The following is a 23,784-nucleotide window of genomic DNA, read 5'->3' on the forward strand; positions in this document are numbered from 1 at the left end:
TATCCGCCACCACGGTTCTAGGCCGATTGTGAGGACCGTGTAACGGCACGAGCCCACGGCCGGACCGCCGCACGCCCCGGCCGGGGCGGTGGCCTGGGCAGGGGCTACGCTCGGCACACGGCCGACTCGGGGGCGGCCGACCGATCGGGAGGAAGACCGTATGACGTCCACTCAAACTCATGTGATCACCGAGATTTCGGTCGCCGAGGCGACGGCGGGGCCCTACGGCATCATCGCCGGTCCGGACGGCGCGCTCTGGTTCACCCTGGTCCACGCCGGCCGGATCGCACGGCTGACTCCCGACGGCGTGTGCGAGCAGTTCGAGCTGGACTCGGCGGACTGCGGGCCGACGGTGATCACGCCGGGCCCGGACGGCGCGCTGTGGTTCACCCGGTACCGGGACCACCGGATCGGGCGGATCACCACCGACGGCGAGTCGGTCTCGTTCGCCCTCCCCACCCCGGAGGGCGGCCCGTTCGGGATCACGGCCGCCGCCGACGGCGCTCTCTGGTTCACCCTGACCAACGCCGACCGGATCGGGCGGATCACCACGGACGGCCAGGTCACGGAGTTCCCGCTCCCCGCCCGGCACGTCTTCCCGTCGGCGATCACCGCCGGTCCCGACGGTGCGCTCTGGTTCACCCTCAACCAGGGGAACGCGATCGGCCGGATGGAGCCCGGCGGAGAGGTCACGCTCCACCCGCTGCCCACTCCGCAGGCCGCCCCGGTGGGCCTCACCGCCGGCACCGACGGCGGGCTGTGGTTCGTGGAGATCGGCGCGGGCCAGATCGGACGGATCGACCCGGACGGCACGATCGAGGAGTTCCCGCTGCCGGACCGCTCGGCCCGCCCTCACGCGATCACCGTCGACTCGGCGGGCACCTGCTGGTTCACCCAGTGGAGCGGCAACAGCGTCGGATCCCTGACCGCCGGCGGGCGGATCGAGGAGTACGCCCTGCCGAGCCCCGGCTCCGAGCCGCACGGCCTGGCCATCGGCGCGGACGGAGCGCTCTACGTCGCGCTGGAGACGGGGGCCATCGCGCGGCTGCAGGTCTGAGAGCAGGCCGAAGGGGCCCTGACGGCAGTGCCGTCAGGGCCCCTTCGGTGCTGGTACCGGGGTTTTTAGTACCAGTGGTGGGTCTGCCAGAAGGCCCACGCGGCGTTCGGGCTGCCGTAGCGGGTGTTCATGTAGTCCAGGGCCCACTTGATCTGGGTCCGCGGGTTGGTACGCCAGTCGGCACCGGCGGAGGCCATCTTGGAGCCCGGCAGCGCCTGGGCCAGGCCGTAGGCGCCGGAGGACGGGTTGACGGCCGTCACGTTCCAGCTGGACTCGTGGGAGATGATCTGGCTGAAGGAGGCCAGCTGGTTGGCGGGGACCAGCTGCGCGGCGATCTGCTGCGGGGTGGCCGCCGAGGCGGCGGGAGCGAGACCGGCACCGAGGGCGGTCAGACCGGCGACGGAAGCGAGCAGGGCGACACCGGTACGCATACGAGCGGGGAAAGCGGGCATGAAGATAGAGACCTCAATCGGGTTGGCCGTGTCCTCGCCCGTTCCAGGGCTCACGTGACCGGACAGGGGTTCACGTAGGCCTGGGCGGGGCCACGGCGGCACGACGACGCGTCTGCGTTCGGTGCCAGGGGGTTGTTCCGCGGCGGGACAGGAGCCGCGGTCTCTGACGACTCGGCCATTCTTAGCGAGCTGCGGCTCGGCGGCCAAGACCCTCTGATACGACGCCTCGTCGTAGTGGCGAAGGGGCCTTGACGGGCGCGGATCAGCCGTCGTTTCCCACCGAGCCAATCCCTAAACCTGACATATCGGACATTTTCCCGGAGCTTTGACATGCCCTCTGACCTGGGCGGACAGCGCCCAGGGGTGGCCGGAAGACATGGTTCGGACCCGGAATGGCGTGACCATGGTCAACTGGCGGGGTTCGGCGGACATCGCACCTTCGGCGATCAACTATCGGCAGTCGTGGACGCCGGGGCGGTGTGACGACCCTCACCGGATCGGGCCGGTTCGCGAGGAACACCGGGACGAATCCGCCACCTCGGCAGAGCCGGTTCTGGAGGCCGGACGCGAGTGACGGGCCCGCCGGAAGGCGGACTGACGACAGCCTGGCGGCGGACCCTCCGGACGGCGGGGCGGACAGCGCGCGGACGAACACAGGACGAAGAGCGCAGGGCTCCCCTATTAACGGCGAGAGACCGTATTTCCCCTGTTCAATGGCGCGAGAGGACGCGCCCAGCGACACGGGAGGACGCACTCACCCGCCGGCAGGGAGCAGCCCGCCATGCCCTCCGAGTCTCCGCAGAGAACACCATTGCCTCAGATGTAATAGGCAAGTAGGCTCTGCGCCTATGACATCTGCACCTATGGCATTGACCTTCACTCTGGACCCTCTGCTGGACCACGCACTGCGTGAGGAGTTGGTCGGGCTCTGGACGGACGCCAGCAACGCCGGCGGTGCGGTCGGCTTCGCCGCACGGGTGACGGTGGACGAGGTGCGGCCCGTCGCGGAGCAGAGCTTCTCGGGCGTCGGGCCCGGCCTGCCGGACCGTCTGCTGGTCGCCCGCGAGGCGGAGACCGGGCGGCTGGTCGGCTCCCTCTTCTTCAAGGACATGCGCTTCGCGCTGATGGACCACTGGCGGCTGCTCACGGCGGTCATGGTCCACCCGGACTTCCAGGGCCTGGGGTACGGCCGGGAGCTGCTGGGCGAGGCGGAGCGGATCGCCCGCGGCTGGGGGCTGAGCGGTCTGCGGCTGAACCTGCGCGGCGGACACGGCCTTGAGAAGTTCTACGGCCGCTGCGGCTACACCGAGGTGGGGCGGGCTCCCCGGGCGATCCGGGTCGCCCCGGACGACGAGCGGGACGAGGTCACCATGTGGCTCGACCTGCGCTGAGGCCTGGGCCCCGCCCTTTCGGACCGTGACCGCGTGCTCAGTCGACGGCCACGCCGAACCACTGTGGCAGCCGGCTGAGCAGGTCCTGCTGGTCTTCACCGACCCATGCCACGTGGCCGTCCGGCCGCAGCAGCACCGCGGGCACGTCCAGCTCCTCACTGACGTCGATGACGTGGTCGACCCGATCCGCCCAGCCGGCCACCGTGAGCCGGCCGGTCTGGTCCAGCAGAAGTCCGCGGCCGCCGTGCATCAGCTGGTAGAGGCGGCCCTGCTTCAGCTTCACGTCCCGCAGCCGCCGGCCGAGCAGTTCGTGGCCCTCGCCGAGGTCGTAGCGGACCCCGACCGCGGTGATCATCTCGGTCACGTACCGGTTCACCTCCTCGAAGTCCATCAGCTTCGAGAAGAGTTCCCGCAGCGCGGTCGCACCCGGCTCGGAACCCAGCAGCGTGATCTGCGCGCGGGTGTTGTCCAGCACACGGGCGCCCACGGGGTGCCGTTCGGCGTGGTAGCTGTCCAGCAGCCCCTCCGGAGCCCAGCCGTTGACCTCGGCGGCCAGTTTCCAGCCGAGGTTGAACGCGTCCTGCACACCGAGATTGAGCCCCTGCCCTCCGGTCGGCGGGTGGATGTGCGCCGCGTCGCCGGCCAGCAGCACCCGGCCGACCCGGTAGCGCTCGGCCTGCCGGGTGGCGTCGCCGAACCGGGACAGCCAGCGCGGCGAGTGAGCGCCGAAGTCGGTGCCCGCGAAGGCCCGCAGCTGCTTCTTGAACTCCTCGAGGGTCGGCGCGGTCGCACGTTCCTCGGCCACGCCGTCGGCGGGCACGACGAGGCGGTACACCCCGTCCCCGTTGGGGATGGCGCCGAACCGCAGTTGGGTCCTGCGGACTTCCGCGACGACGGCGGCAACCGTCGCCGGGTCCTCGGTCACCTCCATATCGCCCAGCAGCGTCTCGACCCTGGCGGGCTCGCCGGGGAAACCGACCCCGAGCCGCTTGCGCACCGTGCTGCGGCCGCCGTCGCACCCGACGAGGTAGCGCGAGCGCAGCCGCGTGCCGTCCGCCAGCTCGACGGTCACCGCGTCCTCGTCCTGGCTCAGTCCGACCACTTCGCAGCCGCGCCGGATCTCGGCCCCGAGTTCGAGGGCACGCTCGTTGAGCAGCCGCTCGGTGACCGGCTGCGGGGTGGTGAGACCGTAGGGGTGAGCCGTGTCCAGCCGCTCCGGCCACGGCTTGTGGACGCCGCCGAAGAAGCCGCCGACCTGGAACTTCTCACTGACCGCGAGGAACCGGTCCAGCAGGCCGCGCTGGTCCATCAGCTCGACGCTTCGAGCGTGCAGGCCGCGCCCTCGGGACTGCCTGGTCGGCTCGGTCAACTTCTCCAGTACGACCACATGTACGCCGTGCAGCCGCAACTCGCCGGCCAGCATCAAGCCGGTCGGTCCGCCGCCGACCACGATCACGTCAATCATCAGAACGCCCGTTCAATGAGATGGATTTGGGCCGACCGCTCCGCGCGGTCCGGCGGCACGCACACCCGCACCTCCGCGCCGAGTGCCCGCGACCGAAGCGCGAGTCCGCGGTTCGACGTCCCGCGCGAACCCATGCGTCGACAGATGCGCTTGCACGTCGTGCAGCTGTCATTTCCGCAGGTTCTGGCCCTGGCCGGCCATTCTGCGGCACGACCCGGGCCTTGCCGCAAGGCCCCCCGTGCGCTATATGTTGAGAGTGGCAAGGAGTGGATAACCTCCTTGCCTTTGCCATTTGTTGTCCGCTGTGGACGACTTGTTGTCCGCTGTGACCGGGCCGCCTCTTCCCGAAGCGGCGTCGCGACGCACAGAGCGGTACGCCGGCCCGGGACATCCCAATTCCGCTGTTTGCCCCGGCCGTGGCAGGGCCGGAACGGACAGTGGGCAGGGGGTGGCGGCCGTGTCGGCCGCCACCCCCTGCCCACTGTCGGGGACTCCCACCGTCAGGGAGCCGGAGGTCAGGCGAGACTGTCGTCGATGAAGGCGAACAGCTCCTCGTCCGAGGCCGAGTCCAGGCTCTCCACGTCCACCAGCTCACCCGGCTCGGCCGGTACGGAATCGACCAGCGGCTGCGACTCGCTCCAGCGGGTGGCGAGCGCATGCAGGCGCATCTGGATCCGGGCGCGGGTGACACCGTCCGGGCTGCTCGCCGCGAGCGCGGCCTCCAGCCGGTCCAGCTCCTCGATCACGGCGGCGGAGGGGTTCGCCGCACCGTCCGAGGCCAGCTCGCCGCGGAGGTGGGCCGCGAGCAGCACGGGCGTCGGCTGGTCGTAGACCAGCGAGGCCGGCAGCGTGAGGCCGGTCAGTTCGGCGAGGCGGTTGCGCAGCTGTACGGCCGTCAGTGAGTCCAGGCCGAGGTCACGGAACGCCTGCCCCGGATCGACCTCTTCCGGCCCCGGGTAGCCCAGGACCGCTGCCGCCTCGGCCCTGACCAGAGCGAGGACGAGGTTCTCGCGCTCGGTCTCGGAGAGTCCGGCCAGCCGCTCGCGCAGCTGGGGTTCGGCCGGGCTCGCCGCGTCGATGGCCGACTCACCGGTGTCCGTGGCGCTCGGCTGTTCCGCGCGCCGGCGGCGGGCCCACTCGGACATCGCGGGCAGGGCGAAGCTGAGCGGCAGGTCGCCGTCGACGCCCAGGGTGGTGGTCAGCGCGTCGAGGTCCTCGCGCTCGACCAGCTCCCAGAACTCGGCGTCCATCGTGCCGAGTTGGGCGCCCGCAGCCTCGACCTCGGCCGCCTCCGGCCAGTAACGGTGGCGCTGGAAGGCATAGGTGGGCAGGTCCACCCGGCGGGCACCGGTACCGGCGAAGAACGCCTCCCAGTCCACGGCCGCGCCGCGCACCTGGGCCTGGGCCACCGCGGCGGTCAGCGTCCGCACCTCACGACGGCCCGAACGCAGCGTCGGGGCGAAGGCGGCCGGTTCGGTGACGCAGTGCTCGCCGAGTGCCGACAGCACCCCGTCGGGGCCGAGTTCGAGGAAGGTACGGACGCCTTCACGCTCCAGCGTCTGGACGGCGTCGTGGAAGCGGACGGCCTCGCGGACGTGCCGCACCCAGTACTCGGCGGTGCGGATCTCGTCCGTGATGTCACCGGTGAGCGTGGAGACGATCGGGATCCGGGGCGCCTGGAACACCAACCCCTCCACGATGGTGCGGAACTCCGCCAGCATCGGCTCCATCAACGGCGAGTGGAACGCATGGCTCACCGTGAGCCGCTTGGTCTTACGACCCTGGGCCTCCCAGTCCGCCGCGACCTCCAGCACCGCCCGCTCATCACCCGAGATCACCACCGACGACGGACCGTTGACCGCGGCGATCCCCAACTCATAGGTGACGTACGGCAGTACCTCACCCTCGGACGCCTCGACCGCCACCATCGCACCACCGGAAGGCAGCGCCTGCATCAACCGGCCACGAGCAGCCACCAGCACAGCGGCATCCTCCAGCGACAGCACCCCCGCCACATGCGCGGCAGCGATCTCACCGATCGAATGACCCGCCAGGAAGTCCGGACGCACACCCCACGACTCCACCAGACGGAACAGCGCCACCTCGATCGCGAACAGCGCCGGCTGGGTGTACTCCGTCCGATCCAGCAGCTCGCCCGCGAACATCTCCTCACGCAGCGGACGCCCCAGATGCCGGTCCAGCTCCGCACACACCGCATCCAGAGCCGAAGCGAACACCGGGAACGCCTCGTACAGCTCGGCGCCCATCCCAGCCCGCTGACTACCCTGCCCGGTGAACAGGAAAGCGGTCTTGCCCTCGGCCGCCTTGCCCACGACGAGCTGGGCATCGGAGGAGCCCGAGGCCAGCGCGTCCAGAGCGCGGAGCGCCTCGGCCCGGTCCTCGGCGATCACCACCGCGCGGTGGTCCAGGGCCGCGCGGCTGGTGGCCAGCGAGTAGGCCACGTCGGAAGGCACCGACGAGGACTGCGCCGCCAGCCGGTCGCGGAGCCGCGCCGCCTGCGCGCGCAGGGCGGCGTCGTTCTTACCGGAGAGCAGCCACGGCAGGACCGCCGGAGCAAGGTGGCCGTCCGCCGCAGGGGCGGCGGGGGTCTCGGCGGGGGCCTGCTCCAGGATGGTGTGGGCGTTGGTGCCGCTGATGCCGAAGGAGGACACCGCCGCGCGGCGCGGACGGCCGGTCTCGGGCCAGGGCCGCGCCTCGGTCAGCAGCGAGACCGCGCCCGCCGACCAGTCCACGTGCGAGGTGGGCTCGTCGATGTGCAGGGTCTGCGGAAGCATGCCGTGCTCCATCGCGAGCACCATCTTGATCACGCCCGCGACACCGGCGGCGGCCTGGGTGTGGCCGAGGTTGGACTTCACTGATCCCAGCCAGACGGGCTGGTCCTCGGGGCGGTGCTGACCGTAGGTGGCGAGCAGCGCCTGCGCCTCGATCGGGTCGCCGAGGGTGGTGCCCGTACCGTGGCCCTCCACCGCGTCCACCTGGTCGGACGTCAGTCCGGCGTTGGCCAGTGCCTGCTTGATCACGCGCTGCTGGGACGGACCGTTCGGCGCCGTCAGACCGTTCGAAGCGCCGTCCTGGTTCACGGCGGAGCCTCGGACGACCGCCAGCACCGGGTGCCCGTTGCGCTGGGCGTCGGAGAGCCGCTCGACCACCAGCAGCCCGACGCCTTCGGCCATGTTGGTGCCGTCGGCGGCACCGGCGAAGGACTTGCAGCGGCCGTCCGCCGCCAGGCCGCGCTGGCGGCTGAACTCGATCAGCGTGCCGGGGTTGGGCATCACCGTGACGCCGCCGGCCACGGCCAGCGTGCACTCGCCGGTCCGCAGTGCCTGCACCGCCAGGTGGAGCGCGACCAGCGAGGCCGAGCAGGCGGTGTCCACGGTGACGGCCGGACCCTCAAGGCCGTAGGTGTAGGAGAGTCGGCCGGACATCACGCTGGCGGTGTTGCCGGTGCCGAGGTGGCCTTCGAAGCTCTCGGCCGACCGCATCAGGACCGGTACGTAGTCCTGGCCGTTGGTGCCGACGAACACACCGGTCCGGCTGCCGCGCAGGGACTCCGGGTCGATGCCCGCCCGCTCGAAGGCCTCCCAGGAGACCTCGAGCAGCAGCCGCTGCTGGGGATCCATGGCGAGCGCCTCGCGCGGCGAGATACCGAACAGGGCGGCGTCGAACCGGTCGGCCTCGTTCAGGAAGCCGCCCTCGCGGGTGTAGGCGGTGCCCTGGGCGTCCGGGTCCGGGTCGTACAGGCCCTCGATGTCCCAGCCACGGTCAGCCGGGAAGCCGGAGACCGCGTCACCGCCGGAGGCCAGCAGCTGCCAGAGGTCCTCCGGGGAGTTCACCTCGCCGGGGAAGCGGCAGCCCATGGCGACGATCGCGATCGGCTCGCGGGCCTTGTCCTCCAGGTCGCGCAGCCGGTCATGGGCATCGTCGAGGTCCTTCAGGACACGCTTGAGGTATTCACGGAGCTTGTCTTCATTGGCCATCGGAACGCTGCCCATTCGAATCGTCGGGTTGGAGGCTGAGGGGGTTGCGGAGGAGTGCGTCCAATGCGCTCAGCCCCTGCCGAACTTCTTGTCGATGTAGTCGAAGATCTCGTCGTCGGAGGCGTCCTCGTCGAGTGCCGCCGAACCCGCCTCCCCGGCCTGGGCGTTGGCCTCGTTCCAGGTGGTGAGCAGAGCCTGGAGGCGGGCCGCGATCCGGGTGTGGGCGGTGTCGTCGGAGAGCCCGGCGGCCGCGAGCGACGCGAGCGAGGTCTCCAGACGGCCCAGTTCCTCGATCAGTTGCGGCTCCGCCCCGGTGGCGCCGGGGGCCACCTCGCCCCGCAGGTACTCGGCCAGCAGGGCGGGCGTCGGGTAGTCGAACACGAGCGTCGCCGGCAGGCGCAGCCCCGTGGCGGTGTTGAGGCGGTTGCGCAGCTCGACGGCCGTGAGGGAGTCGAAGCCCAGTTCGCGGAAGGCCTGCCCGCCGCCGACCAGGTCCACCGAGGAGTAGCCGAGGACGGCGACCACGTGGCCGCGGACCAGGTCGAGCAGCACGCGCTCCTGCTCGGCGGTCGAGAGGTCCGCCAACTTCCGGGCCAGGCTGGCCGGTTCGGCTTCCGCGGTGGCGGCGACCGCCGCTGCGGCTCGCCGTACCGGGACCCGGACCAGGCCGTGGAACAGCGTCGGAAGGGCGCCCGGGGTGGCCGCGAGAGCGCGCAGTGCCTTCACGTCCAGGTGCATGGGCACCAGTACCGGCTCACCCGGCACCGTCAGGGCGGTGTCGAAGAGCGTCAGGCCCTGCTCGGCGGTCATCGCCAGCACCCCGCCGCGCGCCGACCTGGCGAGGTCGACCTCGCTCAGCCGGCCTGCCATTCCCCGGCGTTCGGCCCACAGGCCCCAGGCCAGGGAGACCGCGGTGAGACCGCGGGCGCGGCGGTGACGCGCCAGCGTGTCCAGGAACACGTTCGCCGCACCGTAGTTGCCGACGCCCGCGCCGCCGAGGGTGCCGGCGGCGGCCGAGAACAGGACGAAGGCGGAGAGGTCCAGGTGCTCGGTGAGCTCGTGCAGGTTGACCGCCGCGTCCACCTTGGGACGCAGCACCCGGTCCACGCGCTCCGGGGTGAGCGCGCCGATCACGCCGTCGTCCAGTACCGCGGCCGTGTGGACCACCGCCGTGAGCGGATGCTCAGCGGGAACCCCGGCCAGCAGGGCGGCCAGCGCCTCCCGGTCGGCCGTGTCGCAGGCGGCGATGGTCGCCTCGGCGCCCAACTCGGCCAGTTCGGCCACCAGTTCCGTGGCCCCCTCGGCAGCGGGGCCGCGGCGGCTGGTGAGCAGCAGGTGCCTGACTCCGTGTTCGGTCACCAGGTGGCGGGCCAGCAGGGCGCCCAGTCCGCCGGTGGCTCCCGTGATCAGCACGGTGCCCTGCGGGTCCAGCGGCCGGGCCGCCGGGGTGTCGGTGTCCTCCACGACCGGGATCCTGGCCAGTCGGGGCACCAGGGCGGTACCCGCGCGGAGGGCGAACTCGCTCTCCCCGGCGGAGACCGCGGTCGGCAGTCCCGGCAGCAGTCGGCGGGAGGCCTCGTCGTCGTCCAGGTCCAGCAGGACGAACCGGTCGTGGTTCTCGGTCTGTGCCGCCCGGACCAGGCCCCAGAGCGGTGCGTGGACCGGATCCGCCTCGGTGTCCTCGGAGGTCGCGACCGCGCCCTCGGTCACCAGGACCAGTCGGCCGGCGGAGAGCCGGTCGTCGGCGAGCCAGTCCTGCAGCAGGGCGAGGGTGCGGTGCGTGGCCGCGTACACGGCGGGCACCAGGTCCTGCGCGGCGCCGTCGGCCGCCGTGCAGGCCACCAGGACGGTGTCCGGTACGGGACCGCCGTCCGCCACCGCCGCCGAGAGCGCGGGCAGGTCGGCGTAGGAGTCGACGCGGGCGCCGGCGGCTTCCAGGGCGTGGCCGAGCTTGAAGTCGTCGGCGCCGAGCACGGCCCAGTGGCCGCCGGTCGCCGTCGGCTGCGGGACGGCCAGCGGCGTCCACTCCACCCGGAGGAGAGCATCATGCCGGGCGGCCGCGTTGGTCCCAGCGAGCTGCTCCGCCGAGACGGGACGCAGGACGAGGGACTCCACGGAGGCGACGGGCGCGCCCGTGCCGTCGGCCACGGCCAGGGAGACCGCGTCCGGCCCGGACGGCGTCAGACGGACCCGCAGTTCGGAGGCCTCGGTGGCGTGCAGGGCGAAACCGTTCCAGGCGAACGGCCGGCGGGCCTGGGGCTCCTCATCGGCCGTGTTGCCGGCCGTGTCACCGGTCGCGAGCGCCAGGGACTGCAGGGCGGCGTCCAGGAGCGCCGGGTGCAGACCGTAGCCGCCCGCCTCGGCCAGCAGGCCTTCCGGCAGGCCGACCTCGGCGTACACCTCGTCACGGTACTGCCAGGCCCTGCGCAGCCCCTGGAAGGCCGGACCGTACAGCAGCCCGGCCTGCGCCAGCCGCTCGTAGTGGCCCGCCACCGGCAGCTCGACGGCGTCGGCGGGGGGCCAGCTGCCGGAATCGAGCGGTGCGGCGGGGGCGGTGGCGGCGCTGAGGGTGCCGCCGGCGTGCCGGGTCCAGAGCGCCGAACCGGTGGCGTCCTCCGGCCGCGCGTACAGGTTCAGTGCGCGGCGTCCCGACGCGTCGGGTCCGCCCACCACGAGCTGCAGCTGGAGGCTGCCCTCCTCGGGCAGGACCAGCGGGACTTCGAGGGTGAGCTCCTCGACCAGACCGCAGCCGACCTGGTCCCCGGCGCGTACGGCCAGCTCGACGAAGGCCGTGCCCGGCAGCAGTACGGTGTCGCCCACCGCGTGGTCGGCCAGCCAGGGGTGGGTGCGCAGCGAGAGCCGACCGGTGAACAGGAAGCCGTCGGAGTCGGGGAGTTCGACGGCCGCGCCCAGCAGCGGATGCTCGGCGGAGGCGAGACCGGCCGACGCGACGTCCGCCGTCCCGGTGCCGGACGGTTCCACCCAGTACCGCTGGCGCTGGAAGGCGTAGGTCGGCAGGTCCACCCGGCGGGCGCCGTGCTCGGTGAAGAACGGCTGCCAGTCGATGGCGATGCCGCGTACCTGGGCCTCGGCGAAGGAGGTGAACAGCCGCTCCAGGCCGCCCTCCTGGCGGCGCAGGGTGCCGAAGGCGGTGGCGTCGCGGCCGGTCCGCTCGATGCTCTCCTGCACCGCCATGGCGAGCACGGGGTGCGCGCTGACCTCGACGAAGGTGCCGACGCCGTGGTCCTCCAGCAGTGCGCGCGTCGCGTCCGCGAACTCCACCGTGGCACGGAGGTTGGTGTACCAGTACTCGGCATCCATACCCGAGCCGTCGACCAGCTCACCGGTCACCGTGGACAGCAGCGGCACCCGACCCGCACGCGGGGTCACGCCCTGCAGAACATCCAGCAGTTCGCTGCGGATCGACTCCACCTGCGCCGAGTGCGAGGCGTAGTCCACCGGCACCCGGCGGGCGCGAACGCCGTCCGCCTCACAGGAGGCGATCAGCTCATCCAGCGCGGCCGGCTCACCCGAAACCACCACCGACGACGGCCCGTTCACCGCCGCGACCGAGATCCGCGCCCCACCCCACACCGTCAGCCGCTCACGCACCGCCTCCACCGGCAACGCGACCGACACCATCCCACCACGACCCGCAAGCCCACCAGCGATGGCCCGACTGCGCAGCGCCACCACACGCGCGCCGTCCTCCAGCGACAACGCACCCGCCACCACAGCAGCGGCGATCTCACCCTGCGAGTGACCGACCACCACCGACGGCTCCACACCCGCAGCACGCCACACCTCGGCGAGCGAGACCATCACGGCCCACAGCACCGGCTGGACCACATCCACCCGCTCCAGCCACGCCTCACCCACCTCGCCACGCACAACGTCCAGCAGCGACCAGTCCGTGTGGGACTCAAGCGCGGCCGCACACTCCCCCATCCGCTCCGCGAACACCACAGAGCTCTCCAGAAGCTCCACCGCCATCGCCGCCCACTGCGACCCCTGCCCCGGGAAGACGAACGCCACCTTCCCCGCCGAACCGGCCACGCCCTGGACCACACCCGCACCCGGCTCACCGGACGCCAGCGCCTCCAGACCCCGAACAGCAGCCTCACGGTCACCCGCGACCACCACCGCCCGATGCTCGAACCCGGCCCGGGACGCCACCAACGAGTAACCCACATCCGCCAGCGACAGCTCCGACCGCTCCGCCAGGTGCACACTCAACCGCGCAGCCTGCCCCCGCAGGGCGGACTCGGTGCGACCCGACAACAGGAGCGGGGCGACCGTGTCGGTGGCCCGGGGGGTGTCAGCCGCCGGAACCGAGGGCGCCTGCTCCAGGATGGTGTGGGCGTTGGTGCCGCTCATACCGAAGGAGGACACCGCCGCGCGGCGCGGGCGGCCGGTCTCCGGCCACGGCCGGGAATCGGCCAGCAGTTCCACGGCACCGGCGGACCAGTCCACGTGCGGCGAGGGCTGGTCGATGTGCAGGCTCTGCGGCAGCGTGCCGTGCTCCATGGCGAGCACCATCTTGATCACGCCCGCGACACCGGCGGCGGCCTGGGTGTGGCCGATGTTGGACTTCACCGATCCCAGCCAGAGCGGCGATGCCGCGTCACGGTCCTGGCCGTAGGTGGCGAGCAGGGCCTGGGCCTCGATCGGGTCGCCCAGTCGCGTCCCCGTACCGTGCGCCTCCACCGCGTCGATCTCCTCGGCCGTGAGGCGGGCGTTCGCCAGGGCCTGGCGGATGACGCGCTGCTGGGAGGGGCCGTTGGGGGCCGTCAGACCGTTCGAGGCACCGTCCTGGTTGATCGCGCTCCCGCGTACCACCGCCAGGACCGGGTGGCCGTTGCGCTCCGCGTCCGACAGCCGCTCCACCAGCAGCATGCCGACACCCTCACCCCAGCCGGTACCGTCCGCGTCGGCCGAGAACGCCCGGCAGCGGCCGTCCTCGGCCAGGCCGCGCTGGCGGCTGAAGGAGACGAACGCGCCCGGCGAGGACATCACCGTCACACCGCCGGCCAGCGCCATGGTGCACTCGCCGCCGCGCAGCGCCTGCACCGCCATGTGGAGGGCGACCAGTGAGGAGGAGCAGGCGGTGTCGACCGACACCGCCGGACCTTCCAGGCCGAAGGTGTACGAGAGCCGGCCCGAGACCACGCTCGCGGCGTTGCCCGTGCCGAGGAAACCGCCGAGCTCCTCGGAGGCGTCCATGGCGAGCTGGAGGTAGTCCTGCCCGTTGGTGCCGACGAACACACCGGTCCGGCTGCCGCGCAGGGACTCCGGGTCGATGCCCGCCCGCTCGAAAGCCTCCCAGGAGGTCTCGAGCAGCAGGCGCTGCTGCGGGTCCATCGCCAGCGCCTCACGCGGCGAGATCCCGAAGAACGTCGGATCGAACTCGGCCACGTCGTAGAGGAACCCGCCCTCCCGGGTGTAGGCCGTGTTCGCCTGCTCCGCGTCACCGCTGTACAGCGCCTCCAGGTCCCAGCCACGGTCGGTCGGGAAGCCGGAGATCGCGTCCGTCCCCGTCGCCAGCAGCTGCCACATGTCCTCGGGAGTACGGACCCCGCCCGGGAAACGGCAGCTCATCGCGACGATCGCGATCGGCTCGTCGTCCACGAGGCCGCTCAGTACGGGCAACCCGGACCGGTCGTCGGCGCCGCCGAGCAGCTCGGACCGCAGGTGGTCGGCCAGCGCGCGCACCGAGGGGTAGTCGAACACCACCGTGGCGGGCAGCGCCAGGCCGGTCGAGGTGGCCAGCAGGTTGCGGAACTCGACGGCGGTCAGCGAGTCGAATCCGAGTTCCCTGAACGCCTTGCCGACCTCGATGCCCTCCGGGTCGGCGTAGCCGAGGACGGTCGCCACATTGGTGCGCACCAGGTCAAGGAGCGCGGTGTCCCGTTCGGCCTCGGAGAGGCCCGCGAGCCGCTGCGTCAGAGCGGTCGGGCCGCCGGTCGCCGACCGGTCGCCGACGGCCTCGTCGATCGCCCGGCGGGCCTCCGGCAGCTCGTCGAGCAGCCGGCTGGGGCGAGTTGCGACGAACGAGGGGGCGAAGCGCTCCCAGACGAAGTCGGCCGCGGTCACGGTCACGTCGTCGGCGGACAGTGCCCGGTGCAGGAAGGCGATTCCCAACTCCCGTGCCATGGCGGGGAGTCCACCCCGGTGCAGGCGCTCTTCGAGGGTGCGGTCGGTGGCCATGCCGCTCCCGGCCCAGGGGCCCCAGGCGATGGAGGTGGCGGCCAGACCGTCCGCCCGGCGCTGCTCGGCGAGCGCGTCCAGGAAGGCGTTCGCGGCGGCGTAGTTGCCCTGACCCGCGCTGCCGATGACACCTGCCACGGAGGAGAACAGGACGAAGGCGGAGAGGTCGGAGGTCAGTTCGTGCAGGTTGAGCGCGGCGTCCACCTTGGGACGGGCCACGGTCGCGAACCGCTCGGGCGTCAGACCGTCCACCACACCGTCGTCCAGCACACCGGCGGTGTGGAACACCGCCGACACCTCAACGGTGGCGAGCAGCTCAGCCAGCGCCTCACGGTCGGCCACATCACACGCGGCCACCGTGACGGTTGCGCCCAACTCGGCCAGCTCATCACGCAGTTCGACCGCACCGGGAGCCTCCAGACCACGACGGCTGGTCAGCACCAGGTGCTCGGCACCGTTACGGGCCAGCCAGCGCGCAACCTCCGCACCCAACGCACCCGTACCACCCGTCACCAGAACCGTCCCGGACGGCTTCCAGGCGACGCCCTCGCCACGCACGGCCCGCACCAGACGACGGGCGAACACACCCGACGCCCGCACCGCGACCTGATCCTCACCACCCGCCAGCACACCCGCCAGCCGCGACAGCGCACGCTCGTCCAGCACCTCCGGCAGATCGACCAGACCACCCCAACGCTCCGGATGCTCCAGCGCCACCACCCGGCCAAGCCCCCAGACCTGAGCCTGAGCCGGGCTGCCGAGCCGGTCACTGCGACCGGTCGACACCGCACCCCGCGTCACACACCACAGCGGAGCAGCGATACCGGCATCACCCAGCGCCTGTACCAGCGCCAGCGTCCCTGCCACACCGTCGGACACCGTCGGCAGTGCCAGCACCCCGGAGACCGGAGTTCCGTCCGCTGCCTTCCGTAGGCGCACGGCGGTCTCCGCGCGATCCGTACCGAGCTCGACCGGGCGGACGTCCGCACCGCGTTCGGCCAGGATCCGGACCACGGCCGTCGCAGCGGCGTCCTCGGCCGGAGCCGCCACCAGCCAGGTACCCGACAGCCCGCTCGGGGCCGGGTCGGCGATCGGCTTCCAACTGACCTGGTAGCGCCAGCCGTCCACCGTGGACTCGGTACGGCTCTGCCGACGCCAGGCCGACAGAGCGGGCAGGAGCGTGCCCAGCTCGCCGTCACCGTCGACCTGCAGGGTGGCGGCCAGGGCGTCAAGGTCCTCGCGCTCCACGGCTTCCCAGAACCGCGCGTCCACCTCGTCCACCGCAGCGGCCGGCCGGGCCGCCGACTCCAGCCAGTACCAGTCGTGCTGGAAGGCATAGGTGGGCAGGTCGACGCGCCGTGCGCCGCGACCGGCGAAGACCGCCTGCCAGTCGATGACCGCACCACGGACGTACACCTGGGCGAGGGCGGTCGTCAGCGCCCGCACCTCGGGACGGCCCGCGCGCAGCACCGGCGCGAAGGCCGCGTCCTCGGTAGCGCTCTCCTGGCCCATCGCGGACAGGACGCCGTCCGGACCCAACTCCAGGAAGGTACGGACTCCTTCGGCCTCCAGTGCCTGGACGGCGTCGTGGAAGCGGACGGCGTCACGGACGTGGCGCACCCAGTACTCGGCGGTGCGCAGCTCACCGGTGACCTCACCGGTGAGGGTGGACACGATCGGGATCCTCGGCTCGCCGAAGGTCAGCCCCTCGGCAAGCGCACGGAACTCGGCCAGCATGCCGTCCATCAACGGCGAGTGGAAGGCATGGCTGACGGTGAGCCGCTTGGTCTTGCGACCGTCGGCGGCCAGCTTCTCCGCAACCGCCAGCACTGCCTGCTCGGCACCGGAAATGACCACGGAGGTCGGGCCGTTGACGGCGGCGATCCCCAACTCGTCGGTCAGCAGCGGCAGTACCTCGTCCTCGGTGGCCTGCACCGCCACCATCGCGCCACCGGTGGGCAGTGCCTGCATCAGCCGGCCGCGAGCGGCGACCAGAGTGGCGGCGTCCGCCAACGACAGCACACCCGCCACGTGCGCGGCAGCGATCTCACCGATCGAATGACCGGCCAGGAAGTCCGGCCGTACGCCCCACGCCTCCACCAGACGGAACAGCGCCACCTCGATGGCGAACAGCGCCGGCTGGGTGTAGGCGGTCTGGTCGAGCAGCTCGCCCGCGAACATCTCCTCGCGCAGCGGACGCTCCAGATGCCGGTCCAGCTCCGCGCACACGGCGTCGAGGGCAGAGGCGAACACCGGGAACGCCTCGTACAGCTCCCGGCCCATCCCGACCCGCTGGCTGCCCTGGCCGGTGAACAGCAGGGCGAGCTTTCCGCCGGTCCCGGCGGAGCGGACGATCCCGGCGGCCGGGTCTCCGGCTGCCAGCGCCCGCAGCGTGCGGGTGAGTTCCTCGCGGTCCTCGGCCACCAGCAGTGCCCGGCGGTCCAGGGTGGCTCGGGTGGTGGCCAACGAGTAGGCGATATCGGCGAGTTCGGCCTCCGGCCGGGTCTCGACGAAGGACAGCAGCCGGCCGGCCTGTGCTCGCAGGGCGTCCTCGCTCTTCGCGGAGAGCAACCACGGCAGCACGGCGGAACGTACCGGATCGACGTCTGTGGACGTCGGCTGTTCGGCGGGCTCGGGGGCCTGCTCGATGATGGTGTGCGCGTTGGTGCCGCTGATGCCGAAGGAGGAGACCGCGGCTCGGCGCGGGCGTCCGGTCTCGGGCCAGGGACGGGCCTCGGTGAGCAGTTCGACGGCGCCCGCCGACCAGTCCACGTTGGGCGAGGGTTCGTCCACGTGCAGGGTCTGCGGCAGCGTGCCGTGCCGCATGGCCATCACCATCTTGATGATGCCCGCGACACCGGCGGCGGCCTGGGTGTGGCCGATGTTGGACTTCACCGAGCCCAGCCACAGCGGCGAGGCCCCGTCACGGTCCTGGCCGTAGGTGGCGAGCAGCGCCTGCGCCTCGATCGGGTCACCGAGCGTGGTGCCGGTGCCGTGCGCCTCGACCGCGTCGACCTCGTCGGCCGAGAGCCCGGCGCCGGCCAGGGCCTGGCGGATGACGCGCTGCTGGGAGGGGCCGTTGGGAGCGGTCAGCCCGTTGGAGGCGCCGTCCTGGTTGACGGCGCTTCCCCGGACCACGGCCAGGATGGGGTGGTTGTTGCGCCGGGCGTCGGAGAGGCGTTCGACCAGCAGCATGCCGACACCCTCGCCCCAGCCCGTGCCGTCCGCCGCAGCGGCGAAGGACTTGCACCGGCCGTCGGCCGAGAGGCCGCGCTGGCGGCTGAAGTCGACGAAGGTCTCGGGGGTGCCCATCACGGTGACACCGCCGGCCAGTGCCATGGTGCACTCGCCGTTGCGCAGTGCCTGGATCGCCCAGTGCAGGGCAACCAGTGAGGAGGAGCAGGCGGTGTCGACCGTGACGGCCGGGCCCTCCAGACCGAGCGTGTAGGCGACACGGCCGGAGGCGATGCTGCCCGAGTTACCCGTGCCGAGGTAGCCCTCCACACCGTCCGGCAGCTCACCGACACCCGTGGCGTAGTCGTGGTACATCACACCCGCGAACACACCGGTACGGCTGCCGCGCACGGTCGCCGGGTCGATCCCCGCCCGCTCGAACGCCTCCCAGGAAGTCTCAAGCAGGAGCCGCTGCTGCGGGTCCATCGCGATCGCCTCACGCGGCGAGATCCCGAAGAACGTCGGGTCGAACAGACCCGCGTCATGCAGGAACCCCCCCTCACGGGCATACGAGGTGCCCTGGTGATCCGGATCCGGGTGATAGAGACCATCGAGATCCCAGCCACGACCCGTCGGGAACCCCGAGACCGCGTCCCTGCCCTCGAACACCAGCCGCCACAGATCCTCCGGCGACTCCACACCACCCGGATAACGGCAGCTCATCCCGACGATCGCGACCGGCTCGTCATCCAGCACCACCACCGGAGCGGCAACCGACGCCCCGGCCTCCTCACCCACCAGCTCCGACCGCAGGAAAGCGGCCAACGCGGCAGGACTCGGATAGTCGAACACCAGCGTCGCCGGAAGCCGCAGACCCGTCACACCGTTCAGCTCATTGCGCAGCTCGACCGCCGTCAGCGAATCGAACCCCAGCTCCTTGAACGCCCGACCCGCCTCCACCGCAGCCGCATCCGCATAACCCAGCACCGACGCCACCCGCGCACACACCAGATCGAGCAGCGCTTCCTCGCACTCGGCAGCGGACAGCCCGGCCAGACGGCTGACCAGCTCCGAGCCGCCCGTCGAGCCAGCCCGCACCGCGCGGCGGGCCGGGACACGGACCAGTCCGCGCAGCAGTGGCAGGACTTCCCTGCCGGAGTCCGCTCGGAGCGCGGCCAGGTCGAGCCTGATCGGCAGCAGGGACGCGTCGGCGGCGGCAGTTCCGGCGTCGAACAGGGAGAGGCCTTCGGTGGTGGAGAGCCCCTGTACTCCCGAGCGGGTCATCCGGTCGACATCGCCGCTGCCCAGGCCGGCCGCCATACCGGTCGCCGTTCCGGCACCTTCGGCCCACAGACCCCAGGCGAGGGAGGTCGCCGGGAGTCCGGCAGCCCGGCGGCGGGCCGCGAGGGCGTCCAGGAAGACGTTGGCGGCGGCGTAGTTGGCCTGGCCCGGACCTCCGAAGGTGCCGGCGGCGGAGGAGAACAGGACGAAGGCGGTCAGGTCGAGACCGGCGGTGAGCCGGTGCAGGTTCCAGGCCGCGTCCATCTTCGGGCGCAGCACGGTGTCGATGCGGTCGGGGGTCAGCGAGGGGACGGTGCCGTCGTCCAGCACACCGGCGGTGTGCACGATTCCCCGCAGCGGGAACTCCGCCGGGACGGACGCCAGCACCTCCGCCAGCGCCTCCCGGTCGGCGACGTCGCACGCCGCCCAGTGGACCTCGGCACCCGACTCGCGCAGCGCGGCGGTCAGTTGTGCCGCGCTCTCCGACTCGCCACCGCTGCGCGAGACCAGCAGCAGGCTTCGGATGCCGTGTTCGGCCGCCAGGTGGCGGGCGACCAGACCGCCGAGGGTGCCGGACGCACCGGTCACCAGGACCGTACCGCTCGCGTCGAACCCCGGTGCGGCGGCGGATGCTTCGACGCGTGCCAGACGAGGGGCCCGTACGGCGCCGTCGCGGATCGTGAACTCCGGTTCGCCCGAGGCGAGTGCCCCCGCCAGGAGCTCGGCGGCGGCACCCTGGGCGTCGAGGTCCACCAGCACGAAGCGGTCGGGGTTCTCCGCCTGTGCGGAGCGGACCAGACCCCAGACCGGGGCATGGGCGAGGTTCTCACCGCCCGCGGCCGCGCCACGGGTCACCAGGACCAGACGGGAGGAGGCGAACCGCTCGTCGGCCAGCCACTCCTGGATGACGCCGAGCACACCGTGCAGCGTGGCACGGGCGGTTGACGGGAGGTCGTCGCTGTCCACGGGGGCCAGCGCGAGGAAGACCTCCTCGGGCACGGATCCGCGTTCCTCAGCGGTACGGCCCAGGGTGGCGAGGTCGGCGAAGCACTCGGTGCCGGTACCGGTCGGGTCCACGCCGAGAGCCGCCCAGCGGCCCGCGGGTGCGGCCGGGACCGGCAGCACGGTCCACTCCACCCGGAACAGGGACTCCACGAACCCGCCACGCACCTGCTGGTCGCCGATCTCGCGCAGCACCAGCGACTCCACCGAGGCGACGGCCTGACCCGTCTCGTCGGCGAGCGCCAGCGAGATCGCGTTCGTGCCGGTGCGCGAGAGCCGGGCCCGCAGGACGGCGGCGCCCGAGGCGTGGAGGGTCACGCCGTTCCACGAGAACGGGATCCGGCCGCGTCCGGTGTCCTCCAGCAGGTCGACGGTGCCCAGTGCGTGCAGCGTCGAGTCCAGCAGCGCCGGGTGCAGGCCGAAGGAGGCGGCGGTGTCGTGGGCGTCCTCGGGCAGTGCCGCCTCGACGAACACCTCGTCGCCCAACTGCCAGGCGGCGCGCAGGCCCTGGAACACCGGACCGTAACCGAAGCCGAGCTCCGCCAGGCGCTCGTACAGGTCCGCCACGTCGACGGCGACCGCACCGGCCGGGGGCCACTCCGCCAGTTCGAACGAGGCCTGAGCCTGGGCACCAGGCGCGAGCACACCGGTGGCGTGCCGCGTCCAGGGCTCCTCCGCGAGCGCGTCCTCGGCCCGCGAGTGCAGACTCAGCGAACGCCGACCGCTCTCGTCCGCCGCGCCCAGCGCCAGCCGCAACTGGACGCCACCACGCTCGGGCAGCACCAGCGGCGCCTCCAGCGTCAGCTCCTCCAGCAGCCCGCAGCCGACCTGGTCACCAGCCCGGATGGCCAGCTCCACGAAGGCCGTACCCGGCAGCAGCACACTGCCCATCACCGCGTGATCAGCCAGCCACGGGTGCGACTGCACCGACAGACGACCCGTGAACACCACACCGTCGGAATCCGGCAGCTCCACACTCGCACCCAGCAGCGGATGCCCGGCCGAACCCAGCCCGATCGACGCGACATCGCCCATCGAGCCACCGCCTTCGAGCCAGTAGCGCTGGCGCTGGAAGGCGTAGGTCGGCAGGTCCACCCGGCGGGCGCCCTGGCCGGCGAAGACCGCCTGCCAGTCGACGTTCATGCCACGGACGTACGCCTGGGCGAGGGCGGTGGTCAGCGTCCGGACCTCCGGGCGGCCTGCCCGTAGTGCGGAGGCGAAGACGACCGCCTCGGTGGCACAGTCCTGGCCCATCGCGGAGAGCACCCCGTCCGGGCCCAACTCCACGAAGGTACGGACGCCTTCACGCTCCAGTGCCTGGACGGCGTCGTGGAAGCGGACCGCTTCGCGGACGTGGCGGACCCAGTACTCGGCGGTGCGGATCTCCTCGGTGATGTCACCAGTGAGGGTCGAGACGATCGGGATCCGGGGCTCGTTGAAGGTCAGCCCCTCGGCGATCGTGCGGAACTCGGCCAGCATCGGCTCCATCAGCGGCGAGTGGAACGCGTGGCTGACGGTGAGCCGCTTCGTCTTGCGACCCTGGGCCGCCAGCTGCTCCGCGACCGCCGTGACGGCCTGCTCTGCACCCGAGATCACCACCGAGGTCGGCCCGTTGACCGCCGCGATCCCCAACTCCTCGGTCAGCAGCGGCAGAACCTCATCCTCCGAGGCCTGCACCGCCACCATCGCACCACCGACCGGCAGCGCCTGCATCAACCGACCACGAGCCGCCACCAGGGCAGCGGCGTCCGCCAGCGACAGCACCCCGGCCACATGCGCGGCGGCCAGCTCACCGATCGAATGACCGGCGAGGAAGTCCGGCCGCAGGCCCCACGCCTCGACCAGACGGAACAGCGCCACCTCGATCGCGAACAGCGCCGGCTGCGTGTACCCGGTCTGGTCCAGCAGCTCGCCCGCGGACATCACCTCGCGCAGCGGACGGTCCAGGTGCCGGTCCAGTTCCGCGCAGACGGCATCCAGGGCGGCGGCGAACGCCGGAAGCTCGGCGCACAACTCCTCTCCCATGCCCAGCTGTTGGCTTCCCTGACCGGTGAACAGGAAGGCCGTCCGCCCCTCGGCCACCGTGCCCTGCACCAGGTTCGCCGCCGGCTCACCGGCCACCAGCGCACCCAGCCCGCTCACCAGCTCCGCGCGCTCACCCGCGACCACCACCGCACGACGCTCCAGCGCCGCCCGCCCGGTAGCCAACGAGTAAGCCACATCCACCAGTTCGGCATCACCCGCAGACAGCAACCGCTCCGCCTGCGCCCGCAGCGCCACCTCACCCCTCGCCGACAGCACCACCGGCACCACCGACGGCGACACACTCGCCTCAACAGCAACCGCCTCGACGGCCGGAGCCTGCTCCAGGATCGTGTGAGCGTTGGTGCCGCTCACTCCGAACGCCGATATGCCGGCCCGGCGCGGCTCGCCGGTCTCCGGCCACGGACGGGCCTCGGTGAGAAGTTCGACGGCGCCCGCCGACCAGTCCACGTGCGGAGAGGGCTGGTCGACGTGCAGGGTCTGCGGCAGGACACCGTGCCGCATGGCCATCACCATCTTGATGACGCCCGCGACACCGGCGGCCGCCTGGGTGTGACCGATGTTGGACTTCAACGAGCCCAGCCAGAGCGGACGGTCCTCAGGACGCTCCTTGCCGTAGGTGGCGAGCAGCGCCTGCGCCTCGATCGGGTCACCCAGCGTCGTGCCGGTGCCGTGCGCCTCCACCGCATCGATCTGACCGGTCGTCAGGCCGGAGTTCTCCAGTGCCTGGCGGATCACCCGCTGCTGGGAAGGGCCGTTGGGCGCCGTCAGACCGTTGGACGCACCGTCCTGGTTCACGGCGGAGCCACGGACTACGGCCAGCACCGGGTGACCGTTGCGACGGGCGTCCGACAGCCGCTCCACCAGCAGCATGCCCACGCCCTCGGACCAGCCGGTGCCGTCCGCCGAGGCGGCGAACGCCTTGCAGCGACCGTCCGAGGCCAGGCCGTGCTGGCGACTGAACTCCACGAAGACGTCCGGCGTGGCGAGGACGGTCACACCGCCGGCCAGCGCGAGCGAGCACTCACCGTTGCGCAGCGCCTGCACCGCGAGGTGGAGCGAGACCAGCGAGGAGGAGCAGGCGGTGTCCACCGTCACCGCCGGGCCCTCGAACCCGAAGGTGTAGGAGAGGCGGCCGGAGACCACGGCGGCCGCGTTCCCGGTGAGCATGTAGCCCTCGACGCCGTCCGGCAGCTCGTCCGTCACCGCGCTGTAGCCCGACGCGGAGGCGCCGACGAAGACGCCGACCGGCTTGCCGCGCAGCGAGGTGGAGTCGATACCGGCCCGCTCGAAGGCCTCCCAGGAGGTCTCGAGCAGTAGGCGCTGCTGCGGGTCCATCGCCAGCGCCTCACGCGGGCTGATCTCGAAGAACGCCGGGTCGAACCGGGCCGCCTCGTGCAGGAATCCGCCGCCGCGGGCGTAGAAGGTGCCCTGGCGGTCGGGGTCCGCGTCGTAGAGGTCGGAGAGCTTCCAGCCACGGTCGGTGGGGAACTCGCCGATGGCGTCGCCGGAGGCCGCGAGCAGCTGCCACAGGGCCTCCGGCGACTCCACGCCGCCGGGGAACCGGCAGCTCATCGCCACGATGGCGATCGGCTCCCTGGAAGCCGTGATCAGCTGCTGGTTCTGCCGGCGCAGCCGCTCGGTCTCCTTGAGGGAGGCCCGCAGCGCTGCAACGACTTTTTCGTTGGGCGTGGTCATCATGAGCTCCGCACTT

General features: G+C 72.0%; 5 protein-coding genes and 1 pseudogene. 2 read left to right on the forward strand and 4 right to left on the reverse strand.

The window, feature by feature from the left end:
* Positions 1-160 precede the first annotated feature (160 nt).
* Positions 161-1,057 (forward strand): Vgb family protein, encoded by an 897-nt coding sequence (locus ACSMTC_RS02075; protein ID WP_436557891.1) that lies wholly within the window; start codon positions 161-163, stop codon positions 1,055-1,057.
* A 65-nt stretch (positions 1,058-1,122) separates the two neighbouring features.
* Here ACSMTC_RS02075 and ACSMTC_RS02080 read toward each other — a convergent pair whose 3' ends face one another.
* Positions 1,123-1,509 carry an aggregation-promoting factor C-terminal-like domain-containing protein gene (locus tag ACSMTC_RS02080; protein WP_436557892.1) on the reverse strand — a complete coding sequence of 129 codons (387 nt, stop codon included), beginning with the start codon at positions 1,507-1,509 and terminating at the stop codon, positions 1,123-1,125.
* Positions 1,510-2,357: 848 nt separating this feature from the next.
* Here ACSMTC_RS02080 and ACSMTC_RS02085 point away from each other — a divergent pair.
* Complete coding sequence (locus tag ACSMTC_RS02085; RefSeq protein WP_436557893.1) at positions 2,358-2,900, forward strand: GNAT family N-acetyltransferase; 543 nt, start codon at positions 2,358-2,360, stop codon at positions 2,898-2,900.
* Positions 2,901-2,937: 37 nt separating this feature from the next.
* Here ACSMTC_RS02085 and rox read toward each other — a convergent pair whose 3' ends face one another.
* The 3 genes and pseudogenes from rox to ACSMTC_RS02100 form a co-directional block, all read right to left on the reverse strand.
* On the reverse strand, positions 2,938-4,365 hold the full coding sequence (gene rox, locus ACSMTC_RS02090; RefSeq protein ID WP_436557894.1) for a rifampin monooxygenase: 1,428 nt from the start codon (positions 4,363-4,365) through the stop codon (positions 2,938-2,940).
* Between the two features lie 566 nt (positions 4,366-4,931).
* A pseudogene (locus ACSMTC_RS02095) lies at positions 4,932-8,363 on the reverse strand (type I polyketide synthase); the annotation flags it as partial.
* Between the two features lie 69 nt (positions 8,364-8,432).
* Positions 8,433-23,735, reverse strand: a complete 15,303-nt coding sequence (locus ACSMTC_RS02100) for a type I polyketide synthase (protein ID WP_436564570.1) — start codon at positions 23,733-23,735, stop codon at positions 8,433-8,435.
* Positions 23,736-23,784: the final 49 nt, after the last annotated feature.

Origin of the sequence: Kitasatospora sp. HPM-01-4, from assembly GCF_051374625.1 — a bacterium.
Classification (GTDB): Bacteria; Actinomycetota; Actinomycetes; order Streptomycetales; family Streptomycetaceae; genus Kitasatospora.

What these genes read in the sequence shown, in the direction of transcription:
- ACSMTC_RS02075 (WP_436557891.1), top strand. Translation starts at nt 161, where the DNA reads ATGACGTCCACTCAAACTCATGTGATCACCGAGATTTCGGTCGCCGAG.
- ACSMTC_RS02080 (WP_436557892.1), bottom strand. Translation starts at nt 1,509, where the DNA reads ATGCCCGCTTTCCCCGCTCGTATGCGTACCGGTGTCGCCCTGCTCGCT.
- ACSMTC_RS02085 (WP_436557893.1), top strand. Translation starts at nt 2,358, where the DNA reads ATGACATCTGCACCTATGGCATTGACCTTCACTCTGGACCCTCTGCTG.
- rox (WP_436557894.1), bottom strand. Translation starts at nt 4,365, where the DNA reads ATGATTGACGTGATCGTGGTCGGCGGCGGACCGACCGGCTTGATGCTG.